19 protein-coding genes are annotated in these 20,664 nt (G+C 68.4%); 8 read left to right on the top strand and 11 right to left on the bottom strand.

Annotated features, from left to right (window positions below; translation table 11 throughout):
* Nucleotides 1-202 precede the first annotated feature (202 nt).
* Genes LDO13_RS16425 through LDO13_RS16410 form a run of 4 tightly spaced genes read left to right on the top strand, consistent with a single transcriptional unit; the run spans nucleotide 203 to nucleotide 3,286 of the window.
* Entirely contained in the window at nucleotides 203-613 is a 411-nt protein-coding gene (locus tag LDO13_RS16425; RefSeq protein ID WP_224047739.1) for a TOBE domain-containing protein, read from the top strand.
* The gene (gene modA, locus LDO13_RS16420; RefSeq protein ID WP_224047738.1) at nucleotides 610-1,380 is read left to right on the top strand and encodes a molybdate ABC transporter substrate-binding protein; all 771 of its coding nucleotides are present in this window, start codon (nucleotides 610-612) and stop codon (nucleotides 1,378-1,380) included. Before LDO13_RS16425 ends, modA begins: the two co-directional genes overlap by 4 nt.
* A gap of 8 nt (nucleotides 1,381-1,388) precedes the next feature.
* Nucleotides 1,389-2,240: an ABC transporter permease gene (locus LDO13_RS16415; RefSeq protein ID WP_224047737.1), complete on the top strand. Its 852-nt coding sequence runs from the start codon at nucleotides 1,389-1,391 to the stop codon at nucleotides 2,238-2,240.
* Nucleotides 2,237-3,286: an ABC transporter ATP-binding protein gene (locus LDO13_RS16410; RefSeq protein ID WP_224047736.1), complete on the top strand. Its 1,050-nt coding sequence runs from the start codon at nucleotides 2,237-2,239 to the stop codon at nucleotides 3,284-3,286. Before LDO13_RS16415 ends, LDO13_RS16410 begins: the two co-directional genes overlap by 4 nt.
* Here LDO13_RS16410 and LDO13_RS16405 read toward each other — a convergent pair.
* The 6 genes from LDO13_RS16405 to LDO13_RS16380 form a co-directional block, all read right to left on the bottom strand.
* A complete protein-coding gene (locus tag LDO13_RS16405) occupies nucleotides 3,274-3,798 on the bottom strand; it encodes a carboxymuconolactone decarboxylase family protein (RefSeq protein WP_224047735.1) in 525 nt (174 codons plus the stop codon). The genes LDO13_RS16410 and LDO13_RS16405 overlap by 13 nt on opposite strands.
* A gap of 444 nt (nucleotides 3,799-4,242) precedes the next feature.
* Nucleotides 4,243-5,232: a glycerate kinase gene (locus LDO13_RS16400; protein WP_224047734.1), complete on the bottom strand. Its 990-nt coding sequence runs from the start codon at nucleotides 5,230-5,232 to the stop codon at nucleotides 4,243-4,245.
* A 4-nt stretch (nucleotides 5,233-5,236) separates the two neighbouring features.
* Complete coding sequence (locus LDO13_RS16395; RefSeq protein WP_224047733.1) at nucleotides 5,237-6,169, bottom strand: 3-keto-5-aminohexanoate cleavage protein; 933 nt, start codon at nucleotides 6,167-6,169, stop codon at nucleotides 5,237-5,239.
* 44 nt (nucleotides 6,170-6,213) lie between these two features.
* Nucleotides 6,214-6,978 (bottom strand): SDR family oxidoreductase, encoded by a 765-nt coding sequence (locus tag LDO13_RS16390; protein ID WP_224047732.1) that lies wholly within the window; start codon nucleotides 6,976-6,978, stop codon nucleotides 6,214-6,216.
* Nucleotides 6,979-7,070: 92 nt separating this feature from the next.
* Nucleotides 7,071-8,390, bottom strand: a complete 1,320-nt coding sequence (locus LDO13_RS16385) for an MFS transporter (RefSeq protein ID WP_224047731.1) — start codon at nucleotides 8,388-8,390, stop codon at nucleotides 7,071-7,073.
* Nucleotides 8,391-8,509: 119 nt separating this feature from the next.
* Nucleotides 8,510-9,568: a LacI family DNA-binding transcriptional regulator gene (locus LDO13_RS16380; protein WP_224047730.1), complete on the bottom strand. Its 1,059-nt coding sequence runs from the start codon at nucleotides 9,566-9,568 to the stop codon at nucleotides 8,510-8,512.
* 397 nt (nucleotides 9,569-9,965) lie between these two features.
* Here LDO13_RS16380 and clpB point away from each other — a divergent pair, with 397 nt between their 5' ends.
* Nucleotides 9,966-12,623 carry an ATP-dependent chaperone ClpB gene (clpB, locus tag LDO13_RS16375; protein WP_224047729.1) on the top strand — a complete coding sequence of 886 codons (2,658 nt, stop codon included), beginning with the start codon at nucleotides 9,966-9,968 and terminating at the stop codon, nucleotides 12,621-12,623.
* Between the two features lie 93 nt (nucleotides 12,624-12,716).
* Here clpB and LDO13_RS16370 read toward each other — a convergent pair whose 3' ends face one another.
* On the bottom strand, nucleotides 12,717-13,532 hold the full coding sequence (locus LDO13_RS16370; protein ID WP_224047728.1) for a septum formation family protein: 816 nt from the start codon (nucleotides 13,530-13,532) through the stop codon (nucleotides 12,717-12,719).
* A gap of 390 nt (nucleotides 13,533-13,922) precedes the next feature.
* On the opposite strand from LDO13_RS16370, the gene LDO13_RS16365 reads away from it, so the two are divergent.
* Together LDO13_RS16365 and LDO13_RS16360 are read left to right on the top strand one after the other, a co-directional pair.
* The gene (locus LDO13_RS16365; RefSeq protein WP_224049818.1) at nucleotides 13,923-14,156 is read left to right on the top strand and encodes a DUF3073 domain-containing protein; all 234 of its coding nucleotides are present in this window, start codon (nucleotides 13,923-13,925) and stop codon (nucleotides 14,154-14,156) included.
* Nucleotides 14,157-14,388: 232 nt separating this feature from the next.
* Nucleotides 14,389-15,171, top strand: a complete 783-nt coding sequence (locus tag LDO13_RS16360) for a VOC family protein (RefSeq protein ID WP_224047727.1) — start codon at nucleotides 14,389-14,391, stop codon at nucleotides 15,169-15,171.
* Between the two features lie 92 nt (nucleotides 15,172-15,263).
* Here the strand turns inward: LDO13_RS16360 and purM are convergent, their stop codons facing one another.
* The 3 genes from purM to LDO13_RS16345 form a co-directional block, all read right to left on the bottom strand.
* A complete protein-coding gene (purM, locus tag LDO13_RS16355; protein WP_224047726.1) occupies nucleotides 15,264-16,436 on the bottom strand; it encodes a phosphoribosylformylglycinamidine cyclo-ligase in 1,173 nt (390 codons plus the stop codon).
* Nucleotides 16,433-18,118: an amidophosphoribosyltransferase gene (gene purF, locus LDO13_RS16350; RefSeq protein ID WP_224047725.1), complete on the bottom strand. Its 1,686-nt coding sequence runs from the start codon at nucleotides 18,116-18,118 to the stop codon at nucleotides 16,433-16,435. The genes purM and purF overlap by 4 nt, the downstream gene beginning before the upstream one ends.
* Before the next feature lie 64 nt (nucleotides 18,119-18,182).
* The gene (locus LDO13_RS16345; protein WP_224047724.1) at nucleotides 18,183-18,527 is read right to left on the bottom strand and encodes a hypothetical protein; all 345 of its coding nucleotides are present in this window, start codon (nucleotides 18,525-18,527) and stop codon (nucleotides 18,183-18,185) included.
* Between the two features lie 96 nt (nucleotides 18,528-18,623).
* Here LDO13_RS16345 and LDO13_RS16340 point away from each other — a divergent pair, with 96 nt between their 5' ends.
* Nucleotides 18,624-19,472: a methyltransferase domain-containing protein gene (locus LDO13_RS16340; protein ID WP_224047723.1), complete on the top strand. Its 849-nt coding sequence runs from the start codon at nucleotides 18,624-18,626 to the stop codon at nucleotides 19,470-19,472.
* A gap of 109 nt (nucleotides 19,473-19,581) precedes the next feature.
* Here LDO13_RS16340 and LDO13_RS16335 read toward each other — a convergent pair whose 3' ends face one another.
* Nucleotides 19,582-20,532 (bottom strand): type IV toxin-antitoxin system AbiEi family antitoxin domain-containing protein, encoded by a 951-nt coding sequence (locus tag LDO13_RS16335; protein WP_224047722.1) that lies wholly within the window; start codon nucleotides 20,530-20,532, stop codon nucleotides 19,582-19,584.
* Nucleotides 20,533-20,664 lie beyond the last annotated feature (132 nt).

Here is a 20,664-nt window from a genome sequence, read left to right as displayed (position 1 = left end):
ACGATCGGATGGTCACGTTACTTACCAACCGTCTCACAGCCGGGACCGTAAGCCCGCGGGACGTGCCCGTGGAACAGGACGCGCCGGGCCGGATGGTCTGGCTGCCGTAGGGCTGCCCGGACCGAACTCCCGCTTCGCCCGCGCCAAGGATTTGCGGTTCAGAAGGGGCCATTACTCCGCAAATACGGGCTAGAGTTGCCCCATGCCTAATATTCGCGTTTCGGAAGCGGCCCGGTTGCTGGGGGTCAGCGATGACACCATCCGGCGCTGGACCGAGAACGGAAGCCTGACCCCGCACAAGGACGACGCCGGGCGGCTGGCCGTGGACGGGCTGGAACTGGCGCGGCTCGCCCGGGAGCAGGCACAGCTGCCGGATGACCCGGCCAGGGCGGGCAGCTCGGCCCGCAACCGCTTCGTCGGCCTGGTCACGGCCATCACCGCCGACACCGTCATGGCCCAGGTGGAACTGCAGTGCGGGCCGTTCCGGGTGGTGTCGCTGATGAGCAGCGAGGCCGTGCGGGAGCTGGGCCTGGAGCTCGGCTCGGTCGCGACCGCCGTCGTCAAGGCCACCACCGTGATCATCGAAACGCCCAAAGGCAAGGGCGTCATATGAGGCCCGGGCGCAAGGCAGCCGCAGCGCTGGCGGCAGGGATCTTCGCTGCCGGCCTGGCGGGCTGCGCAGCACCGGCCGGATCCGGGAACGCGGGCAAAACCCTTACCGTCTTCGCCGCGGCGTCCCTTAAGGGCCCCTTCACGGCGCTCGCCGAGCAGTTCGAGGCCGCGCACCCGGGAACCACGGTGACACTCAGCTTCGCAGGGTCCTCCGACCTCGCCGCCCAGATCAGCCAAGGTGCCCCCGCCGATGTCTTCGCCTCCGCCGACACCAAGAACATGGCGAAGCTGGGCAGCGCGGGCCTGGTCGAAGGAACACCGGCGGACTTCGCCACCAACGTCCTGACCATCGCCGTGCCCCCGGCCAACCCGGCGTCCATCACCTCCTTCGCGGATCTCGCCCGGCCGGGCGTGAAAGTTGTCATCTGCGCGGCCCAGGTTCCCTGCGGGGCGGCCACGAAGACGGTGGAACAGGAAACCGGCACCAGCCTGGCACCGGTCAGCGAGGAATCGTCCGTGACCGATGTACTGGGCAAGGTCGTCTCCGGAGAGGCCGATGCCGGGCTGGTCTACGTCACGGACGTCAGGGCCGCCGGGGACAAGGTGCAGGAGATCCGCTTCGCCGAGTCCGCGCAGGCCGTCAACACCTACCCGATCGCCGCGGTGCGGACCAGCCGGAACAAGGGCCTTGCGGCGGCCTTCATTGCGGAGGTCACCGGTCCCGAGGGCAGGAAAGTCCTCGGCGGCGCCGGCTTCGGAACCCCCTAGGGCCTTATATGAATCGTCGAAGAGACACGTCCTACACCGGGATTCCGCGCTGGGTCATGGCCATTGCCGCTGTGGGGGCGCTGTTCGTGCTGTTGCCGCTCGTGGGCATGGTGGCCAGAGTCAACTGGCTTGAGTTCATCCCGCTGGTCACGTCCGAATCGTCCCTCACTGCCTTGGGGCTCAGCCTCCGCACCGCCGCGGCGAGCACTGTGCTGTGCGTGCTGTTCGGGGTGCCGCTGGCGCTCGTGCTGGCCCGCGGCGACTTCCCCGGCAAGCGGCTGCTGCGTTCCTTCGTCCTGCTGCCGCTGGTGCTGCCCCCCGTAGTGGGCGGCATTGCGCTGCTCTACGCCTTCGGCCGGCAGGGCCTCCTGGGCAGGAGCCTCGAAATCGCCGGCCTCCAGATCGCGTTTTCCACGACGGCGGTGGTCCTCGCCCAGACGTTCGTGGCCCTGCCGTTCCTCGTGGTCAGCCTCGAGGGTGCGCTCCGCTCGGCCGGGAGCCGGTACGAGGCCGTGGCCGCCACGCTCGGCGCACGACCCACGACCGTGCTGCGCCGGGTCACCCTGCCGCTGGTCCTGCCCGGGCTGGCTTCGGGAGCCGTGCTCTCCTTCGCCAGGAGCCTGGGCGAATTCGGCGCCACGCTCACCTTCGCCGGGAGCCTGCAGGGAGTGACCCGCACGCTTCCGCTGGAAATCTACCTGCAGCGGGAGACGGACGCCGACGCCGCCGTCGCGCTGTCCCTGCTGCTCGTTGTGGTGGCGGTCGTCGTCGTCGGGCTCTCCTACCGGGGGCCGGCGCCGGCCGGTTCCGGGAGCAGCAGGGTCCGCAGCGCGGGCCAACCAGAGCGGGTGGCGGCATGACGTTCACTCTCGACGCCGCCCTCGCCGCCCGCCGCTTCGAGGTCTCGTTGAGCCTGGCGCCGGGCGAAACGGTGGCCGTGCTCGGCCCGAACGGGGCGGGAAAATCCACCCTGCTGTCAGTAATCGCCGGGCTGGTCCGCCCGGACACCGGCCGGTCCGAAGTGAACGGCCGGATCCTGTTTGAGCTCGGCCCTGGCGTGCACACCTGGACCGCGCCGCACCGCCGCGGAACGGCCCTGCTGGCCCAGGATCCGCTGCTGTTTCCGCACCTGAGCGCCCTTGAAAACGTCGCCTTCGGGCCGCGGAGCGCCGGGGTGCCGAAGCGGGAAGCCCGGGAGGCTGCCCGGCACTGGTTGGCCGAGGTCGACGCCGCAGACCTCGCCGACCGGCGGCCCGGGGAACTGTCCGGCGGGCAGGCGCAGCGGGTGGCGGCGGCGCGGGCGCTGGCCGTGGACCCGGAGGTGCTGCTGCTGGACGAGCCCCTGTCTGCGCTGGACATCCACGCGGCTCCGCTGCTGCGGCGGCTGCTCAAGCGGGTGCTGGCCGGGCGGCGGGCCGTCATCGTCACCCATGACGTCCTGGATGCGTACATGCTCGCGGACCGGGTGATTGTTATGGAGGAGGGCCGGATCACGGAGGACGGACCCACCCGGGAGGTCCTCCGGCGGCCGCGCAGCCGCTTTGCCGCGGGGCTGGCCGGGCTGAACCTGGTCCCGGGGACCGTAACGACGGCCGGAATCCGGTCCGGGGCGGGGCTCGAGTTCGCCGGCCAGCACGACGCGCCGCTAGTACCAGGGCAGGCTGGGGTGGCGGCGTTCCCGCCGTCGGCCGTGTCCGTCTTCCTGAGCGAGGCGCACGGCAGCCCGCGGAACTCGTTCCGTGTCACGGTCACGGACCTGGAGCCGCACGGCGACCAGATCCGGGTCCGGGCCGGGGAGCTGTCCGCCGACGTGACCCCTGCCGCCTCCGCCGACCTCGGCCTGGCTCCCGGCCTCGAGGTCTACTTCGTGGTCAAGGCGGCGGCGGTGTCGATCTACCCGGCCTGACGGCGGCCGGAGGTGCCGGACTCGCCCCGGTCCTTGCGAACGGGGTGCTGGCTGACGATCGACACCCGGTTGAAGGCGTTCATGGCGATCACCAGCCAGCTGACGGCGGCGAACTCCGCATCCGTGAGGTGTTTCCGCGCGGCTGCGCCCTCGTGCTCGCGGGAGCGGGCGTCGGAGATGTTGGTGATGGCCTCGGCCAGGGTCAGGGCGGCGCGTTCCTTCTCGGTGAACAGGTCCGTGTCCCGCCAGGCCGGGAGGACGGCGAGGCGCTGGGCCGTTTCGCCGTTTTTCACTGCGTCGCCCACGTGCAGGTCCAGGCAGTAGGCGCAGCCGTTGATCTGCGAGATGCGGACGTTCAGCAGCTCGATCAGGGTCTGGTCCAGGCCGGCGTCATCAGCGGCTTCCTTGGCTTTCAGGCCCAGCCCGTTAAGGGCCCGCCAGGCGGCGGGGTGGGCCTTGTCCAGGAAGACGGACCGGGTGCTGGTGTGCTGCGCTGCTGCTGTCTCATCCATGGTCAAAAGACTACCTATGGAAATTGCCCCAAATGCTGCGTGACAAATCTGTCATACCTGTGACAAGATGCATAAACAGCGAATTTCCCTGCAGGAGCGGTTCCCCCGACCGCTCCAAGGAGTTGGTCTCCCGACATCGGACCAGCCCCATCAATCGACGGTCGGCTCCTTGGGGGAGCCGACCGTCGAAATGGTTTAACCGGGCCGCGCTGAGGCTGCGTGCGAGGGGACATGTCCAGTGCTCGAGCCCAACCCTGGGGGACATGTCCAGTCTTTGGCCCGGAGAGTGGGCACAGTGGGACTATGTCCAACGGTTGCAGCTAGCGGAGGGCATGTCCCACACTCTTGTAGCCTGGCCCGGGCTCCGGCGGCTTCAGCCCGGGGGACATGTCCAGGCTTTGGCCCGGAGGGTGGGCATATGGGGACTATGTCCAGTGGCGGGAGCTAGCGGAGGGCATGTCCCGCGGTGCGCGCCACGCGGGCGCCGGCGGCCACCATCGCGGCCGCGTCGCTGGCAACAATGACGTCGTCGAAGTTGCTGGCGTAATCGCCCAGGTCGGAACCTACGGACCCGACGACGGCGTACACGCTCCTGGCGCCGCGCCGGGCAAGAACGGCCGCGATGATCTTGCCCTGGCCGGTCTGTGAGTCCAGACGGCCCTCTCCAACCACCACCGCGCTGCAGCCGGAGAGGTGCTGCTCGAAGTCCAGGAGGTCCAGCACGTAGTCCGCGCCGGAGGCCAGTGCAGCCCCGTAGCGTGCCCACATCCCCCCGGAAAAACCTCCGGCGGCCCCGGTTCGGTCCACGGTGCGCGGGTCACGGCCGTGTTCGCGGAGAAACGCCTGGGCCTGCTGCTCAAGCCGGTCGGTGAGCAGATCCACGGCCGCCGGGCCGGCGCCTTTCTGAGGTCCGAAGACCCGTGCGGCATCGCCGAACCGGGTGGTGACGTCGCTCAGGACCGCCACCTCTGCGCCGCGGAGTCCGCCGAGTTCCTCGATCGCGGCGATGGCGCCGGCGCCGCCGTCGGTCGTGGCGGACCCGCCGCATGCCACCAGGATCCGGCGGGCCCCCAGCCGGGCGGCCTCGGCGATCAGCACGCCGGTGCCGTAGGTGCTGGCAACCAAGGGATCCCGCCCCCGGCTGGAGGGCAGGTTGAGTCCGCTGGCGGCGGCGAGTTCCACGACGGCGGTCCCGTCCGCCGTCAGCCCGATCGCCGCCGTGACGGCATCGCCCCACGGTCCGACGGTGCTGACGCTGACCTGCCGTGCGTCCAGGCCCCGGACCAGCACGTCAAAGGTTCCTTCGCCGCCGTCGGCCACCGGCAGCTCGATCGCATCGCCCCCGGCGGACCGGATCCCGGCCGCGATGTGGCGGGAAACCTCGACGGCGGTGAAGGTCCCCTTGAAGCTGTCCGGGGCCACGAGGATGCTCATGTGCTTAGAAACCGACCTTGTCGCGGCCCTTGAGCTGCAGCATTTCGCGGGCCTCGTCCGGGGTGGCGACCTCGAAGTTGAGAGCCTCGAGGATGGTGCGGATCCGGGTGACCTGCTGCGCGTTGGAAGTTGCGAGCTGTCCGGGGCCGATCCAGAGCGAGTCCTCCAGCCCCACCCGGACGTGGGAGCCCATGGCGGCGCCGATGGTGGCCAGGGGCATCTGGTTCTTGCCGGCGCCCAGGATGGACCACTGGTAGTCGTCGCCGAGGAGCCGGTCCGCGGTGCGGCGCATGTGCATCAGGTCCTCCGGGTGGGCGCCGATCCCGCCGAGCAGGCCAAAAACGGACTGGACGAACAGCGGGCCCCTGGCCAGGCCGCGGGCGTGGAAGTGCGCCAGGTTGTTCAGGTGCGAGATGTCGTAGCACTCGAACTCGAAGCGCGTTCCGTTCTCGTTGCCGATGCCCAGGATGGTCTCGATGTCCTGGAAAGTGTTCTTGAAAACCAGGTCGCGGCTCTTCTCGAGGCCTTCCCGCTCCCAGTCGTGGCCGAACTCGGTGAAACGGTCCAGCATCGGGTACAGGCCGAAGTTCATCGAACCCATGTTGAGGGACGCGAGTTCGGGCTTGAACAGGGCCGCGGGCTGCATACGCTCTTCCACGGTCATGTGCGGCGAACCGCCGGTGGTGATGTTGATGACGGCGTCGGTGTTGCGCTTGAGCTTGTCGAGAATCGGGGCGAAGTGTTCCGGATCCTGGGACGGCCGCCCGTCCCGGGGGTCGCGGGCGTGCATGTGCACGATCGCGGCGCCGGCCTCCGCGGCGCCGATGGCGGCGTCGGCGATCTCATCGGGGGAGACCGGCAGGTGCGGGGACATGGACGGGGTGTGGATGGCGCCGGTGACGGCGCTGGTGATGATGACTTTGCGGGAAGCAGCCATGGGAACGTCTCCTAGGGTGGGCCGAATTTTCCGGGCGGGCCGGATCAGTAGAGTTTCTCGGTGTTGCCGTCGACGGCCAGGGCCTGGCCGTTGACGTTGCGGGCCATGTCGCTTGCGGCGAAGGCGGCCATGTTGGCGATGTCCTCGGCTTCGATGAGCCGTCCCAGCGAGGACTGGTTGAGGTAGAGCTCGGAGACCTGGTCCGCCGGCAGATCCAGCATTTGCGCCTTGGCCGCGATGACCGCGTCGATCCGGGGGCCGTTGACCGCGCCGGGGCAAATGGCGTTGACCCGGATCCGGTCTGGGCCGAGTTCGATCGCGAGGGTCTTGGTCAGCCCGATGACGGCCCACTTCGACGCCGAATAGGCGCTGCGCCCGGCCATGCCCAGCCGCCCGGCGGCGGAGGAAAGGTTCACGATCGAGGCTTCCCGGCCCTGACGCAGCATCGGCAGGGCGTGCTTGATGCAGAAGAACTGGCCGTGGATGTTGACGTCGAAGGTGGTTTTCCAGGCGGCCGTGTCCAGCGATTCGAGCGGGCCGGTGGGCCCGGCGATGCCGGCGTTGTTGACCAGGACGTCCAGGCCGCCCAGTTCCGACTGGACCAGGGCCATCAGTTCGCGGACCTGGTCCTCGTCGGAGACGTCGCTGACGGCGGCGGCGAGGCCGTTGACGCGGGCCTTCTCGACGGCGTCGGGGTCAATGTCCGTGACGAAGACGGCGGCGCCGAGCGACTGGAACTTGGTGGCGATGGCCAGGCCGATGCCGTTGGCGCCGGCGGTGACCAGCACCCTCTTTGAACTGAAATCCATGACAATCCTTGCGTTGGTGGAGCGGTGGACTGATCCTGCTGACGCCCGCGGTTCAGGCGCGCGTCAGCAGGATCAGTCGGGTCCGTGTGGCTTTAGTGGGCTGCGGGGGCGAGCTGGGGCTTTTCGGCACCGCGCTTGAGCACGAGCGAGAGAAGTGCGCCGATGATGCACATGCCCACGATGAACCAGAGCCCGGAGAGCTTGGAGCCGGTGGCGTCCTGCATCATGCCCATCACGTACGGGCCGAGGAAGCCGCCGCAGAGGCCGATGGTGTTGACGAAGGCGATGCCGCCGGCGAGGGCGGCGCCGGTGAGCCGGGTGGCCGGGTAGGTGAAGAGGATCGGCTGCAGGGCGAAGAAGTTGAACGCGGCCAGGCAGAAACCGATCATGCCGAGCAGGGGGCCGCCGACGGCGCCGAGGGCGAAGCCGGAGACGATGCCGATCATGGTGCCGGTGACCAGCAGGCGTGAGCGCCGGCCGTCGGTGGCGAACCGGGGAATCAGCAGGGCGCCGGCGGCGGAGAAGATCCACGGGATGGCCGTCAGCAGGCCGATCTGCAGCGGGTTGAGCTTGCCGTACGTGCCGATGATCGAGGGGAGGAAGTAGGACAGGGCGTAGACGGCGATCTGGTGCGTGAAGTAGATGCCGACCACCAGCAGGATCTGCTTGTCCCGGAGGATGTCGCGGAGACGGTGGTTGCCGGACGCTTCAGCGCCTGCCTTTTCCTCGGCGGCGATGCGGGCTTCGAGGTCCGTGGCTTCTTCAGGGGTGAGGAACGTTGCCTGGGTGGGGCGGTCCGGAAGCTTTTTCCAGACCACGTAGGCCAGGATGCAGGCGGGCAGGCCCTCGATGATGAACATCCACTGCCATCCGTGCAGGCCGCCGAAGCCGTCCATGGTGAGGAGCAGGCCGCCCAGCGGTGCGCCGACGATGTTGGCGATGGACACGCCCAGCAGGAACATGCCGTTGGCTTTCGCGCGGTCCTTCACGACGAACCACTGGGTCAGGAAGTACATCACGCCGGGGAAGAGCCCCGCCTCGGCGACGCCGAGCAGCATCCGCATGATGTAGAAGGACCATTCGCCCTGCACGAAGGCCATGCAGGCGGAGATGATGCCCCACGTGATCATGATCCGCATGATCCAGAAACGCGCGCCCACCTTGTGCATGATCAGGTTGGACGGGATTTCGGAGAGGGCATAGGTCAGGAAGAACAGCCCGGCGCCAATGCCGTAGGCGGTGGCGGAGATGCCGAGGTCAATCTCCAGCCGGTCCTTGGCCATGCCGATGTTGGTGCGGTCCAGGAACGCCATGATGTAGGCGCCGATGAGGAGCGGCATGACTCTGCGGAGGATCACACCGTTGATTTCCTTTGGTGTGCGCATCTTCGTTGGTGCGGATACAACTGACATGGGTCTTCGTCCTTGAATTGGTGGTCAGGGCAGGTGGATGGGCGGTTCGGGCAGCCCGGAGGCCGGGCAGCAGGGCAGGGGCCAGGGTGGCTGGCCGGAAGTGCGGTGTGTTGGCGGGGTTAGCGGGCCGGAGGGGTGCAGCCGCAGGTCCGCCCGATATGCAGGCGGTGCGGGCACACTTTTGAGCTGTAGGTGCCGGAGGGGGCTTCGATGCGTCTGAGCAGCATGGCGAAGGCCTCGTGGGCCATTTCCTGCTGGGGCTGGACGATGCTGGTCAGGTTGATGAGCCCGGATCGGCTGTGCGGGAGTCCGTCGCAGCCGGCGACGGCGACGTCCTCCGGAATCCGCAGTCCCTGGGCCAGGGCGTATTCCATGACGCCAATGGCCAGTTCGTCGCTCCCGCACACGACGGCCTGCGGCGGTGTCTCCGCGGAGAACAGACGCTCGGCCGCCAGCCGTCCGCCTTCGTTGTTGACCCGTGTGCTGATCTTGCGGTCACCGCTGATGGTGATTCCCGCGGCAGCGGCGGTGCGGACGAACGCCTGTTCCCGGGCCAGGGACGCGGTGGAAAACCGCGGCCCGATCACCGTGGCGATCTCCGTGAATCCATGGCTCAGGATGTGCTGCATCAGCGTCGTCGCCGCGGCGTCGTCGTCGATCCCGACAAAGTCGGAGTCGAGGAAGTCGGCCCGCCGCGAGAGGCAGACATACGGAATCCGGGCGGCCCTCAGGGTGCGGAGCGCGGTGGCGTCGTCCCGGAGTGACGCGGCCAGGATGATGCCGTCCACGTTGCGGTTGGCGAGGGTCGATGTGACCTGCGCGAGCACGTCCGGATCGTCCTGGGTGGTTGCGACGAAAACCTCGTAGCCGGAGTCGGCCGCGGCGGAAATGATGCCCTGGGCCCACCTCGGAAACATGGGGTTGATGATGTTCGGCAGGATCAGGCCGATCACCCGGGTGCGCTGGACATCGGTGGACTGCGAGGACTTACGGGGCCTGAAGCCCAGCTCGTTTGCCACGTGGATGATGTGGCGCCGGGTTTCCGGCGAGACGCCGCTCTTGCCGTTGAGGACGTAGGACACCGCGGCGGAGGAGACCCCTGCCGCCCGGGCCACAGCAGCGGCCGACACGTGCGGGGCGGGGCGGTCCGCGGCAACACTTGTGGCGTTCGTGCGCATCCCGGCCCTCCTTCGCGTTGTTGTTGGCTCCTGTGACCTCAGTTACAGTAGGGAGGCCGTCCGGCATTAAGCAACGTTAAGTGATTTCCCGGCCGGACCGAAAACGCTGCCCGCCCGGTTGGTTTGTCAGGCGCCCCCCAGGTGGCATGTCCCCCTGGGCGCCAACCCAGGGGGACATGTCCAGTCCTGGGCGCCAAGGCTGGGCATAGTGGGACCATGTCCAGTGGCGGGCCCGGGCGGAGGGCATGTCCCGGGGTGGCGGGCCGGGCGCCCGCGGGGACTCCGGCCCTAGACAGCCATTTCGCCGTCGGCAAACATGGACCCAAAGGGACTCGATGCAAAGTTGAGCGGAGTACACTCAACTTTAATACCAGCATGTTCCCGGAAGGAGCTCTCTTTGGACGCCAAATTCACCACCAAGAGCCAGGAGGCTCTCGCGGCTGCCGCCATGAACGCCTCGACGGCGGGCAACCCCCAGCTCGAACCCGCGCATCTGCTCAAGGCGCTGATGGACCAGCGCGAGGGCGTCGCCGTCGCACTTCTCCGCGCCACGGGGGCGGACCCGGATTCCGTCAGCGTCCAGGCCAGCTCGGCCATCAAGGCACTGCCCTCCACGTCCGGCAGTTCGGTGCAGCAGCCGCAGTTGTCCCGCACCGCGCTGCAGGCCATCAAGAACGCCCAGAACGAGGCCGAGCGGCTCGGTGACAGCTTCGTCTCCACCGAACACCTGCTGCTGGGGCTCGCGTCCGGAAGCGACGCCGTCGGGAAGCTGATGCGCGACGCCGGTGCCTCCCACGAGGCCCTGCTCGCCGCCCTGCCGGGTGTCCGCGGCGACCGCAAGGTGGACAACGCCGACCCGGAAAACTCCTTCCAGGCGCTGGAGAAGTACGGCACCGACCTCACCGCGGTCGCCCGCTCCGGAAAACTGGACCCGGTGATCGGCCGCGACGCAGAGATCCGCCGCATCATCCAGGTGCTGAGCCGCCGCACCAAGAACAACCCCGTCATCATCGGCGAGCCCGGCGTCGGCAAGACCGCCGTCGTCGAGGGCCTTGCGCAGCGGATCGTCGCCAATGACGTTCCGGAAAGTCTGCGTGGCAAGACCCTGATCGCACTGGACCTCGCCTCGATGGTGGCCGGTGCCAAGTACCGCGGCGAGTTCGAGGAGCGGCTCAAAGCGGTCCTGGAGGAGATCAAGAGCTCCGAGGGCCAGATCGTCACGTTCATTGACGAGCTCCACACCGTGGTCGGCGCAGGCGCCACCGGGGACAGCTCAATGGACGCCGGCAATATGCTCAAGCCCATGCTCGCCCGCGGCGAGCTGCGGCTGATCGGTGCGACCACGTTGGACGAGTACCGCGAGAACATCGAAAAGGACCCCGCCCTGGAGCGCCGGTTCCAGCAGGTCTACGTGGGCGAGCCCAGCGTGGAGGACACCATCGGCATTCTGCGCGGACTCAAGGAACGCTACGAGGCCCACCACAAGGTCTCCATCTCCGACTCCGCCCTCGTGGCGGCCGCGACCCTCTCGAACCGGTACATCTCCGGCCGGCAGCTGCCGGACAAGGCGATCGACCTCGTGGACGAGGCGGCGTCCCGGCTGCGCATGGAAATCGATTCCGCCCCTGAGGAGATCGACCAGCTGCGCCGCCAGGTGGACCGCCTGACCATGGAGGAACTCGCCTTGGCCGGCGAGACGGATCCCGCCTCGGTGGAACGCCTCGCGGCCCTGCGCGCGGACATGGCGGACAAGAAGGAAGAGCTCGCGGGCCTGAACGCCCGCTGGGAGGCCGAGAAGGCGGGCCTGAACCGGGCCGGCGACCTCCGTGCCAAGCTTGATGAGCTGCGTTCCAAGGAAGAGAAGGCCGAACGTGAGGGCGATTTGGAGACGGCGTCCCGGTTGCTCTACGGCGAGATCCCCGCTCTGGAAAGGGAGCTGAACGCCGCCGCCGAGGCCGAGGCGGCCGTGCCGGATAAGTCCGGGCAGATGGTCGCCGACGAGGTCACCGCGGGCGATATCGCCGAGGTGATTTCGGCCTGGACCGGGATCCCCGCGGGCCGCATGCTGCAGGGCGAGAGCCAGAAGCTGCTGGAGATGGAGCACGTGCTGGGCGAGCGGCTGATCGGCCAGACCAAGGCTGTCACCGCGGTCTCGGACGCCGTCCGCCGCGCCCGGGCCGGGATCAGCGACCCCAACCGGCCCACCGGTTCCTTCCTGTTCCTGGGCCCCACCGGCGTCGGCAAGACCGAGCTGGCGAAGGCCCTGGCCGACTTCCTGTTCGACGACGAACGCGCGATGGTGCGGATCGACATGTCCGAATACTCGGAGAAGCACTCAGTGGCCAGGCTCGTCGGTGCCCCTCCCGGCTACGTGGGCTATGAGGAGGGCGGCCAGCTTACCGAGGCCGTCCGTCGCCGGCCGTACTCCGTGCTGCTGCTGGACGAGGTGGAGAAAGCCCACCCGGAGGTCTTCGACATCCTCCTGCAGGTGCTCGACGACGGCCGCCTCACCGACGGCCAAGGGTGCACGGTGGATTTCCGCAACGTGATCCTGGTCCTGACCTCCAACCTTGGCAGCCAGTTCCTGGTGGATCCGGGCCTGGACGCCGCAGCCAAGCGCGATGCCGTCATGGCCACCGTCCACGCTTCCTTCAAGCCCGAGTTCCTGAACCGGCTCGATGAAGTGGTGCTGTTCGACCCGCTGAGCATCGAGGAGCTGTCCCGGATCGTGGAGCTGCAGGTCAAGGAACTGGGCGAACGCCTCAAGGACCGCCGGCTCAACCTGGAAGTGACCGAGGGGGCCAGGGCCTGGCTCGCGGTGACCGGCTTCGATCCGGCCTACGGCGCCCGGCCGCTGCGCCGCCTGGTGCAGCGCGAAATCGGCGACCGCCTGGCCAAGGCCATCCTGGCCGGCGACATCACCGACGGCGACACCGTGCTCGTGGATACGGCACCGGACTTTACGGAGCTGACTATGGGCGGGGCCGAAGCGTCGGACCGGCCCGACGGCGGCGCCTCCACCGGCAGCGGGCTGTCCGTCCGGCGCAAGGAGTAGGATCTCGCGTCGGACACGAATGGCCAGCCGGACTTTTGCTCCGGCTGGCCATTCTCTCGCGCAGATTTCCCGCGCGGGTTCCCTGGGAAGCCCCTAGGGGACCAGCGATTCCATGATGACGTTCCCGGTGTCCGCGGTGACGTAGCAGTCCACCCGGCGGTCCCCGTTGTCCCAGCTCGAGGAGCTCGGGTAGGCGAGCTTGTAGCTCAGAACGTAGTCCGCAGACTTGTCGGTCAGGGGCGCGGCTTTGCAGGCGTCCAAAGCCCGCTGCTTGAGCGGATCCCTGCCCGGGTAGGCGTCGGATGCCGCGTAGTGTTCGATAGCGATCAGCTGCGCGGAGTGGCCGGTGGCGCAATCCACAATGGTGGACTGCGGCGCGTCCGGGTCGAAATCCTTGAAGCAGTCGCCGGCCTGGAAGTCCATTGGGCCGACGCCCTCCAGCGGAAGCGCCCCGCGGCTCGCGGGGGCGGACGGCGTCGTGGCGGCGGCAGCGGCCGGGGAGGTATCAGCGGCAGGCTGCTTGCTGGCGCCGAGTGAGGTCAGCCACCAGATCAGGAGGCTCATAACGACGACGGCGGCCACCGCGGCGCCGAGCCTTGCGGGACTCTGGCGGCGGAGCCGGCCGCCGAGCTGCGATGCCTTCGCAGCTGCTGCCTTGCCGGCCCCAGCCAGGGCGCCGCCTGCGGCTCCCGCAGCGCCCCGGGAGGTTCCGGGACGCCGGGAGCCGGGCTGCCCGGCGTCGGGCCGGTTGACCGGCGGCACAAAGGGGCGGACGGGCGGCGGTGCGGGCGGTGCCGCCGGCTGCGCAGGGGGCTGCGCAGCAGGACGCGCAACCGGAGGCTCGCCGGGGGCGGCCGCCGGGACCACCGGCGTCGCGGAGGTTGGCGGTGTTGAAGGCTTCGGGGGCACGGCAAACTGCATGGCGGGGGCAGACCGTCCGCCGGGTACACCGGCAGGGGGAACCCCAGGCGCGCCGGCGCCGCCGGGCCTTTCGTTCTCTTCGGTCACTGAGGATTCACCACTTTCGTGCGTCTTTGCCGCGGCTGGACGCCCGGCGGAAGGACCCGTTTCCGTAAGTCCACTACGGAACTCTATCTAAGATGCCGTGCGGGCCGCATGCCGCCGGGGCGCCGTACGGGCCCGCGGTGCGGGCAACACTGTCCACGGCCGCCGTCGCGGGGAGCAGTTGCAGCAGAAAGCATGTAATCTAGGTGTACGACAAATTGACCAAACATTCCGGGGCCTCACCGATCGCCAATGGTGACCACCTCCGGTCCGAGTACAAAAGGGGGTCACGCCATGGGGCGCGGCCGTCAAAAGGCAAAAGCTACCAAGCAGGCTCGGGATATTAAGTACTATTCCCCGAACACTGACTACTCTGCTCTTCAGCGTGAGCTCAAGAGCTCTGAGGGTCGTGCACCGAGTCGTTTCTCGAGTGAGCCCGTTGAGCCGGACTATTCGGCTTATGTGGATAAGTACGCGGACGATGTGGAAGAGGACGACGACGAGGTAGATACCCGTCGGATAGGTTAGTCGACACTTCTTTCCGGCATGCTGTTCCGCTAGCGGATTGCCGACCACGTGATTTCAGGCCCGCCGGCCACTCCCTGTACGGGCGTGGACGGCGGGTTTTCTGCTGCCCGGATTTTGCGGCCGGCCCCGGGCGCCGCGATGGACAGGACAGTTGTCCATGCAGGGCCCTCAGGCTAGGTTGAAGCTGCCGGCTCCACGCGTCCCCGCAGCAAAAGTTTCCGGAAGGATTGCCATGACCATGCGCACGGGATTCACCGAAGGCGAGGTCTGCTGGACGGACCTCCAGACCAGCGACGTCGGCGCGGCCAAGTCCTTCTATGCCGCCGTGTTCGGCTGGCGCTTTGAGGACCTGCCCACCCCGGACGGGCGCAGCTACGCGCAGGCGTTCGTGGGCGACGATCTGGTCACGGTCATCGCTCCGCAGAACCCGCAGCAGGAGTCCGCCGGAGCGACCCCGCGGTGGAACGTGTACTTCGCGTCCCCCGACGCAGCGGAACTCGCCGCCGGCATCGGCCACGCCGGCGGAACCCTTGAATTTGGTCCGGAGGCGGTGGGCGAAACCGGTGTGATGGTCTTCTTCGCCCCGCCCGGAGGCGGCACCACCGGCGCCTGGCAGGCCGGGAGTCACGTCGGTACCGCCCGCGGCGGGGAACCCGGAGCCCTGACTTGGGCCGAACTGTTGACGCCCGAGCCGCAGTCCGCCGTCGGATTCTTCCAGCAGATCTTCGGGCACGACGTGACCGAATACCCGCAGGACGACGGCGGCAAGTACACCACACTGATCGTGGACGGCGCCGAGGTGGCCGGAATCGCGGCGGTCCCGGCGGACGCGGAAGGCACGCTCAAGCCGGGGTGGCAGGTGTTCTTCGGGGTGTCGAGTGTCCCCATCGCCGTTGCAGCGGCTGTGGCTGCCGGCGGCACCGTCCTGATTGAACCGGACGAGGCCGAGGAAGACGGCACCATCGCCACCCTCGAGGACCCGCAGGGCGGCGTGTTCAGCTTGCTGGAGGTCTAGGCCGGCTTAAACACACATCGAGTGCTCCAAAGGTGCCGTTTTGGAGGTGCTAAACGGCAGCTATGGAGCACTCGATGTTGGTGAGGAGCGGGTTAGGCGTAGGCGTTGACCAGCCGGACGGCGCCGCCGTCGACGCCCTTGGCGCCCTGGACGTAGTCCGGTCCGGTCTTGACCACCGAGTCAGAGTTTTCCTCGACGGTGCCCATGACCCAGGCCGGCAGTCCGCGTTCGTTGAGGCGGTTGACGGCGGCGTCGGCGGCTTCGGGGGAGACGATCGCGACCATGCCGACGCCGAGGTTCAGCGTGCGCTCCAGGTCGGCCAGCGGGACGTTGCCCAACTCGGCGACGAGCCGGAAGATCGCCGGGAGCTGCCAGGTGGCGCGGTCCACGGTGGCCAGCAGGCCCTGCGGCAGGACACGGGCCAGGTTGGCGGCGAGGCCGCCGCCGGTCACGTGGCTGAAGCCGTGCACGGCCTGGCCGGCGGCGGAGCCGTTCACCGGGAAGGTGCGGGCCAGGTCCAGGCAGTCTGCGGCGTAGACGCGGGTCGGTTCCAGGAGTTCCTCGCCCAGCGTGCGGCTGAACTCGGAAACGTGGCGGTCCAGGGCCCAGCCGGCATGGTTGATGACGCGGCGGACCAGGGAGTAGCCGTTGGAGTGCAGCCCGGAGGAGGCCATGCCGATCACGACGTCGCCGGCGCGGACGCGGTCCGGGCCCAGCAGGTCGGCGGCTTCGACCACACCGGTGGCGGCACCGGCCACGTCGTATTCGTGTTCGCCCAGCAGGCCCGGGTGCTCGGCGGTTTCGCCGCCCACCAGGGCGGTGCCGGCAACGGAGCAGGCGGCCGCGATGCCGCGGACGATGTCCGCGATGCGCTCCGGAACAACCTTGCCGCAGGCGATGTAGTCAGTCATGTACAGCGGCTCGGCGCCCACCACCACGATGTCATCGACCACCATGCCGACGAGGTCGAACCCGATGGTGTCGTGGATGTCCATGGCCTGCGCGATGGCGACCTTGGTGCCCACGCCGTCGGTGGACGTGGCCAGCAGCGGTCGCTTGTAGGTGAGCAGCTTCGAGACATCGTACAGGCCGGCAAAGCCGCCGACGCCGCCGATCACCGACGAGTTGTGGGTCGCCTTGATGGCGCCCTTCATAAGTTCGACGGCGCGGTCGCCCGCTTCGACGTCGACGCCGGCGGAGGCGTAGGTGATGCCGACGGCGTTCTGGGCGGCGTTCATGTCAGCGGCCGGGGAGGCGGAAGTCATACTGGCTCTTTCTTGTCGGCTGTGGTGACGCGGTCGGCATCGGTGAGCAGTTCTTCGAATTCGGCGTCCGGTCCCGGATCGCAGCCCGTGGCGCCGGCCTTCTCGGCGGGGTCCTCATCCGCGGCGGTGCCGGGATCGACGTCGGTCCCCGCAGCGGAGCGGGCGGGCCCGGGGCCGGCGGGAGCGGGTGCCGCGGTGCCGGCGGGGATGCCGCCGAGGTCGGTGCGTTCGAGCAGGTTCTTACCCAGCTTGTCCGCGGCCGGAAGCTCGATCGGGTACTTGCCGGTGAAGCAGGCGGTACACAGGCGTTCGCGCGGCTGGCGGGTGGCTTCGATCATGCCGTCTTCGGAGATGTAGGCCAGCGAGTCGGCGCCGATGGCCTGGGTGATTTCATCGATCGTGGCGCCGTTGGCGATCAGTTCCGCGCGGGAGGCGAAGTCGATGCCGTAGAAGCAGGGCCACTTGACCGGCGGGGAGGAGATTTTGATGTGGACGCTTGCGGCGCCCGCTTCCCGGAGCATCCGAACGATGGCGCGCTGCGTGTTGCCGCGGACGATCGAGTCGTCCACCACCACCACGCGTTTGCCGCGGATCACGGATTCCAGGGCGTTGAGCTTGAGCCGGATGCCCAGCTGGCGCAGCGTCTGCGAGGGCTGGATGAAGGTCCGGCCCACGTAGGAGTTCTTGACGAAGCCGTGCGCGAAGGGGATCCCGGATTCCTCGGCATAGCCCACCGCGGCGGGGGTGCCGGACTCCGGTACCGGGATAACGATGTCCGCTTCCTGGGTGTTCTCGCGGGCCAGCTGGCGGCCCATCTCCACCCGGGACTCGTACACGGACCGGCCTGCGATGGAGGCGTCGGGGCGGGCGAGGTACACGTATTCGAAGACGCAGCCGGCCGGCGTCGCCTCGGCGAAGCGCTCCGAGCGGACGCCGTCCTCGTCGATGGCGATGAATTCGCCGGGTTCGATTTCGCGGATGAAGCTGGCGCCGACGGTCGCGAGGGCGGACTGCTCGGAGGCGACCACCCAGCCGCGTTCCAGCCGGCCCAGGCAGAGCGGGCGGATGCCGTACGTGTCGCGGGCCGCGTAGAGGGTGCCTTCATCCATAAAGACGAAGCAGAAGCCGCCCTTGATCTTGGGCAGGAGTTCCATTGCGGTCTGTTCGAGCGACTTGCCCTCTTCGCCCTCGAGCAGGGCGGTGACGAGGGCGGTGTCCGAGGTGTTGCCCTGCTTCATTTCGCCGCTGAGCTGGCCGCCGTTGCGGTCCTCGATCATGGCCTTGAGCTCGGCGGTGTTGGTCAGGTTGCCGTTGTGGGCCAGGGCCACGGTGCCGGTCGCGGTCGCACCCAGGGTGGGCTGCGCGTTGGCCCAGTGGCTGGCGCCGGTGGTGGAGTAACGGCAGTGGCCGACGGCCAGGTGCCCGGTCAGGGTGTTCAGCGTGGTCTCGTCGAAGACCTGGGACACGAGTCCCATGTCCTTGTAGACGTTGATCCGCTTGCCGTCGCTGGTCGCTATGCCAGCAGACTCCTGACCGCGGTGCTGCAGTGCGTACAGCCCGTAATAGGTGAGTTTTGCAACCTCTTCGCCGGGAGCCCAGACCCCGAAGACGCCACATGCGTCCTGGGGGCCTTTTTCGCCAGAGAGAAGGTCATGAGAAAGTTTTCCATCGCCGCGTGCCACTGGTTGATTATCTCACGTTGTGCGCTAGGACTTTCCCGGTGGCCCGTTTATGACCTGCGGCCGCTCAGGCCCCCTGCTGGTCCCCATCGTCGGGAACGGAATCCGGGACGGACTCGACGACGGCGCGCTTGGCCCGCCGGACGCTCAATCGGTCCAGGACAAGAGCAACCGCGCCGCCCAGAATGACGCCGCCGGCGCCGCACATAATCATGAAGAAGCCGAACACGGCGGCGGCATCGTAGCTTTCATCGCCGGGGAGGCCGTACGCGAGGAAGGCAGCCACGCCGAAGCCCACTAGTCCGCCCAAAACCAGGAACGGCACGTACTTCGGCGCCCGGCGCACGGTGATTTCGCGCCGTTCGGGGACGTGCTGCTCGCCTGGGGTGCCGGGGTTTTCGGGGGTAGACATGGTGTTAAGCCTACTGCCCCGGAAGCCATTGCTACGGCCCGGTGCGGGGGCGCACACTAAAGGGTGGGGGAGGGCACGGAACAGCCTAGGAGCGCCATGTCAGCCTCAACGGAGCAGATCAGGGACCAGCAGCGCCGCACCTGGGATGAGTTCTCCGCAGGCTGGCGCAAATGGGATGAGGAATTGCTCGGCTGGCATGCCCCCTTCGGCGACGCCGTTATTCAAGAGGCCTGGCTCCGCCCGGATTCCGTGGTCCTCGACGTCGCGGCCGGAACCGGCGAACCGGGCCTGACGGCTGCCGCCCTCGTTCCGCGCGGAAGCGTCGCCCTGCTGGATCTCTCCGCGGGGATGCTGGGGGTTGCCTCCGAGAAGGCAGCCGCCCGCGGGCTGTCGAACGTCCATGCCGTCGTCGGAGACGCCGCCGCCCTGCCGTTCGACGACGGATCATTCGACGCCGTTCTCTGCCGGTTCGGCTTTATGTTCTTCCCCGGGATAACCGCGGCGATGGGCGAAATGGTGCGCGTGGCCAAGCCTGGCGCCCGGATCAGCGCCGCTGTCTGGGGCCGGGCCGCCGAGAATCCGTGGGCCAGCCTGGTCCTCGGCACGATCGCACGCCACAGCGAACTGCCTCCCCCGCCTCCGGGCACGCCGGGACTGTTCCGCTGTGCGGCGCAGGGGTTCATGGGCCGGATCTTCCGGGAGGCCGGCTTGGTCGACGTCATCGAGCGGAAGGTCAGCACGGACCTGGTACAGGCGTCACCGGAGCTCTACTGGGAGTTCATGACCGACATCGCGACCACCGTGGCCGTGGGCCTGGCGCGGGCGGACCGGGAAGCCCGGGAACTGATCCGCTCCGACGTGTTCCAGCTGCTGGGCCGCTATGAGCACGACGGCGCCCTCCGGCTCCGCTCCACGGCGACCATCGTGGCGGGGACCCGGGTGTAGGCCTTTTCCGCGCCGTTTTCCGGTTCACGCCACGATTTCGGACCGGCGCGGCTTGGATCCGGGGAGCCTGTGTCTGATTCCGCGGCAGTTTTCCGGAAGCGTGTCCGGATCAGCGGCGACAGGACCGAAGTGTCGCCCGCGGAACGCCCGCCTCCGCCAGGAACGCGGCAAACCTTGCGGGGCTGGAGAGCTCAGACCACGTCCAGCGGACCACCCGCCGGCCCGTGGCACGGATCCGGTCCTCCCGGCGCTTCTCGTCGGTGAGAGCCTGCGCCGGTGTCCGGCCCCGAAGATACTCCGGATTGCGGTATTTCACGAGGCCGTCGAATTCTCCGCACAGCCGGTCCTCGGGCCAGTCAAAGTCTGTGAATGCCACCAGCCCGTGCCCGTCCCGGATTTCGACCTGAAGGACGGGAACCCGGAAGCCAAGCCGGTGCATCATGGCACGGCTGACGGATTCGCCCGGCGAACCGGACGCAGGATCGGCAAACTCCAGGGCGGCGCGGATTCGCCGGGCCGCGGCCGCCGTGTAATGACCGTCGACGCCGGCGTCGAGGTCCGCTTTGCTGAGCGGTGCAAGGGCGCCGGGCTGGGTCCGGAGGACGTGGTCGAATACCGTGACGCCCTGCTCAAATGATTCGAAGGCTGCCAGGTCCAAGGCCGTCCGCGCGCGGCCCGTGACCAGCAGCCCGTGGCGTTCCTCGATCCGGGCCGAGTCCAAATCGACGAAATGCCGGCGGACACCGGCACGCGAGCGCCCGCCGCCGGCGTCGGAGGTGCATGCGTGCACCCGATGCTGAACGCCCAGCACGGGCAGGTCCCAGAGCACAGCGGAGGACTGGCGGCAGAACACAGTACGGCTCTTCAACGTAGTGGCCGCCGCCCGGATGAGGAGCGGATATTGGTCCCACGGAGTCAGCGCCTCCCAGTCCTGGGCCCGGACGTAGACGCCCTGCCGGATGCGGCGGAGCTGCCCGGACTTCGCTTTCCGGGCAAGGCCCCGAGCGTCCTGGCCAAGCCGTGCGAGATCGCTGGTGAGAATCAGTTCGGGTAGGTCCATGCCACAGATGGTGGTCCGCGAAGACGGGCCGGGCAACGGGATGGGGGACGGACGTGGAGAACTTTCCCCTGGTGGCTTCGACCCGGCGCGGCGGTATCGGACAGACGGACCGCGGATACTCGCAGCGCGACG

Origin of the sequence: Arthrobacter sp. NicSoilB4 (assembly GCF_019977335.1) — a bacterium.
Lineage (GTDB): Bacteria > Actinomycetota > Actinomycetes > Actinomycetales > Micrococcaceae > Arthrobacter.
The sequence above is the reverse complement of the archived record's forward strand: the minus strand, read 5'-3'. Positions and strand labels throughout refer to the sequence as shown.

Bases quoted from the DNA above. Each gene is read 5' to 3' on its own strand.
- LDO13_RS16425 (WP_224047739.1), top strand. From the start codon at position 203: ATGCCTAATATTCGCGTTTCGGAAGCGGCCCGGTTGCTGGGGGTCAGC.
- modA (WP_224047738.1), top strand. From the start codon at position 610: ATGAGGCCCGGGCGCAAGGCAGCCGCAGCGCTGGCGGCAGGGATCTTC.
- LDO13_RS16415 (WP_224047737.1), top strand. From the start codon at position 1,389: ATGAATCGTCGAAGAGACACGTCCTACACCGGGATTCCGCGCTGGGTC.
- LDO13_RS16410 (WP_224047736.1), top strand. From the start codon at position 2,237: ATGACGTTCACTCTCGACGCCGCCCTCGCCGCCCGCCGCTTCGAGGTC.
- LDO13_RS16405 (WP_224047735.1), bottom strand. From the start codon at position 3,798: ATGGATGAGACAGCAGCAGCGCAGCACACCAGCACCCGGTCCGTCTTC.
- LDO13_RS16400 (WP_224047734.1), bottom strand. From the start codon at position 5,232: ATGAGCATCCTCGTGGCCCCGGACAGCTTCAAGGGGACCTTCACCGCC.
- LDO13_RS16395 (WP_224047733.1), bottom strand. From the start codon at position 6,169: ATGGCTGCTTCCCGCAAAGTCATCATCACCAGCGCCGTCACCGGCGCC.
- LDO13_RS16390 (WP_224047732.1), bottom strand. From the start codon at position 6,978: ATGGATTTCAGTTCAAAGAGGGTGCTGGTCACCGCCGGCGCCAACGGC.
- LDO13_RS16385 (WP_224047731.1), bottom strand. From the start codon at position 8,390: ATGTCAGTTGTATCCGCACCAACGAAGATGCGCACACCAAAGGAAATC.
- LDO13_RS16380 (WP_224047730.1), bottom strand. From the start codon at position 9,568: ATGCGCACGAACGCCACAAGTGTTGCCGCGGACCGCCCCGCCCCGCAC.
- LDO13_RS16365 (WP_224049818.1), top strand. From the start codon at position 13,923: ATGGGGCGCGGCCGTCAAAAGGCAAAAGCTACCAAGCAGGCTCGGGAT.
- LDO13_RS16360 (WP_224047727.1), top strand. From the start codon at position 14,389: ATGACCATGCGCACGGGATTCACCGAAGGCGAGGTCTGCTGGACGGAC.
- purM (WP_224047726.1), bottom strand. From the start codon at position 16,436: ATGACTTCCGCCTCCCCGGCCGCTGACATGAACGCCGCCCAGAACGCC.
- LDO13_RS16345 (WP_224047724.1), bottom strand. From the start codon at position 18,527: ATGTCTACCCCCGAAAACCCCGGCACCCCAGGCGAGCAGCACGTCCCC.
- LDO13_RS16340 (WP_224047723.1), top strand. From the start codon at position 18,624: ATGTCAGCCTCAACGGAGCAGATCAGGGACCAGCAGCGCCGCACCTGG.
- LDO13_RS16335 (WP_224047722.1), bottom strand. From the start codon at position 20,532: ATGGACCTACCCGAACTGATTCTCACCAGCGATCTCGCACGGCTTGGC.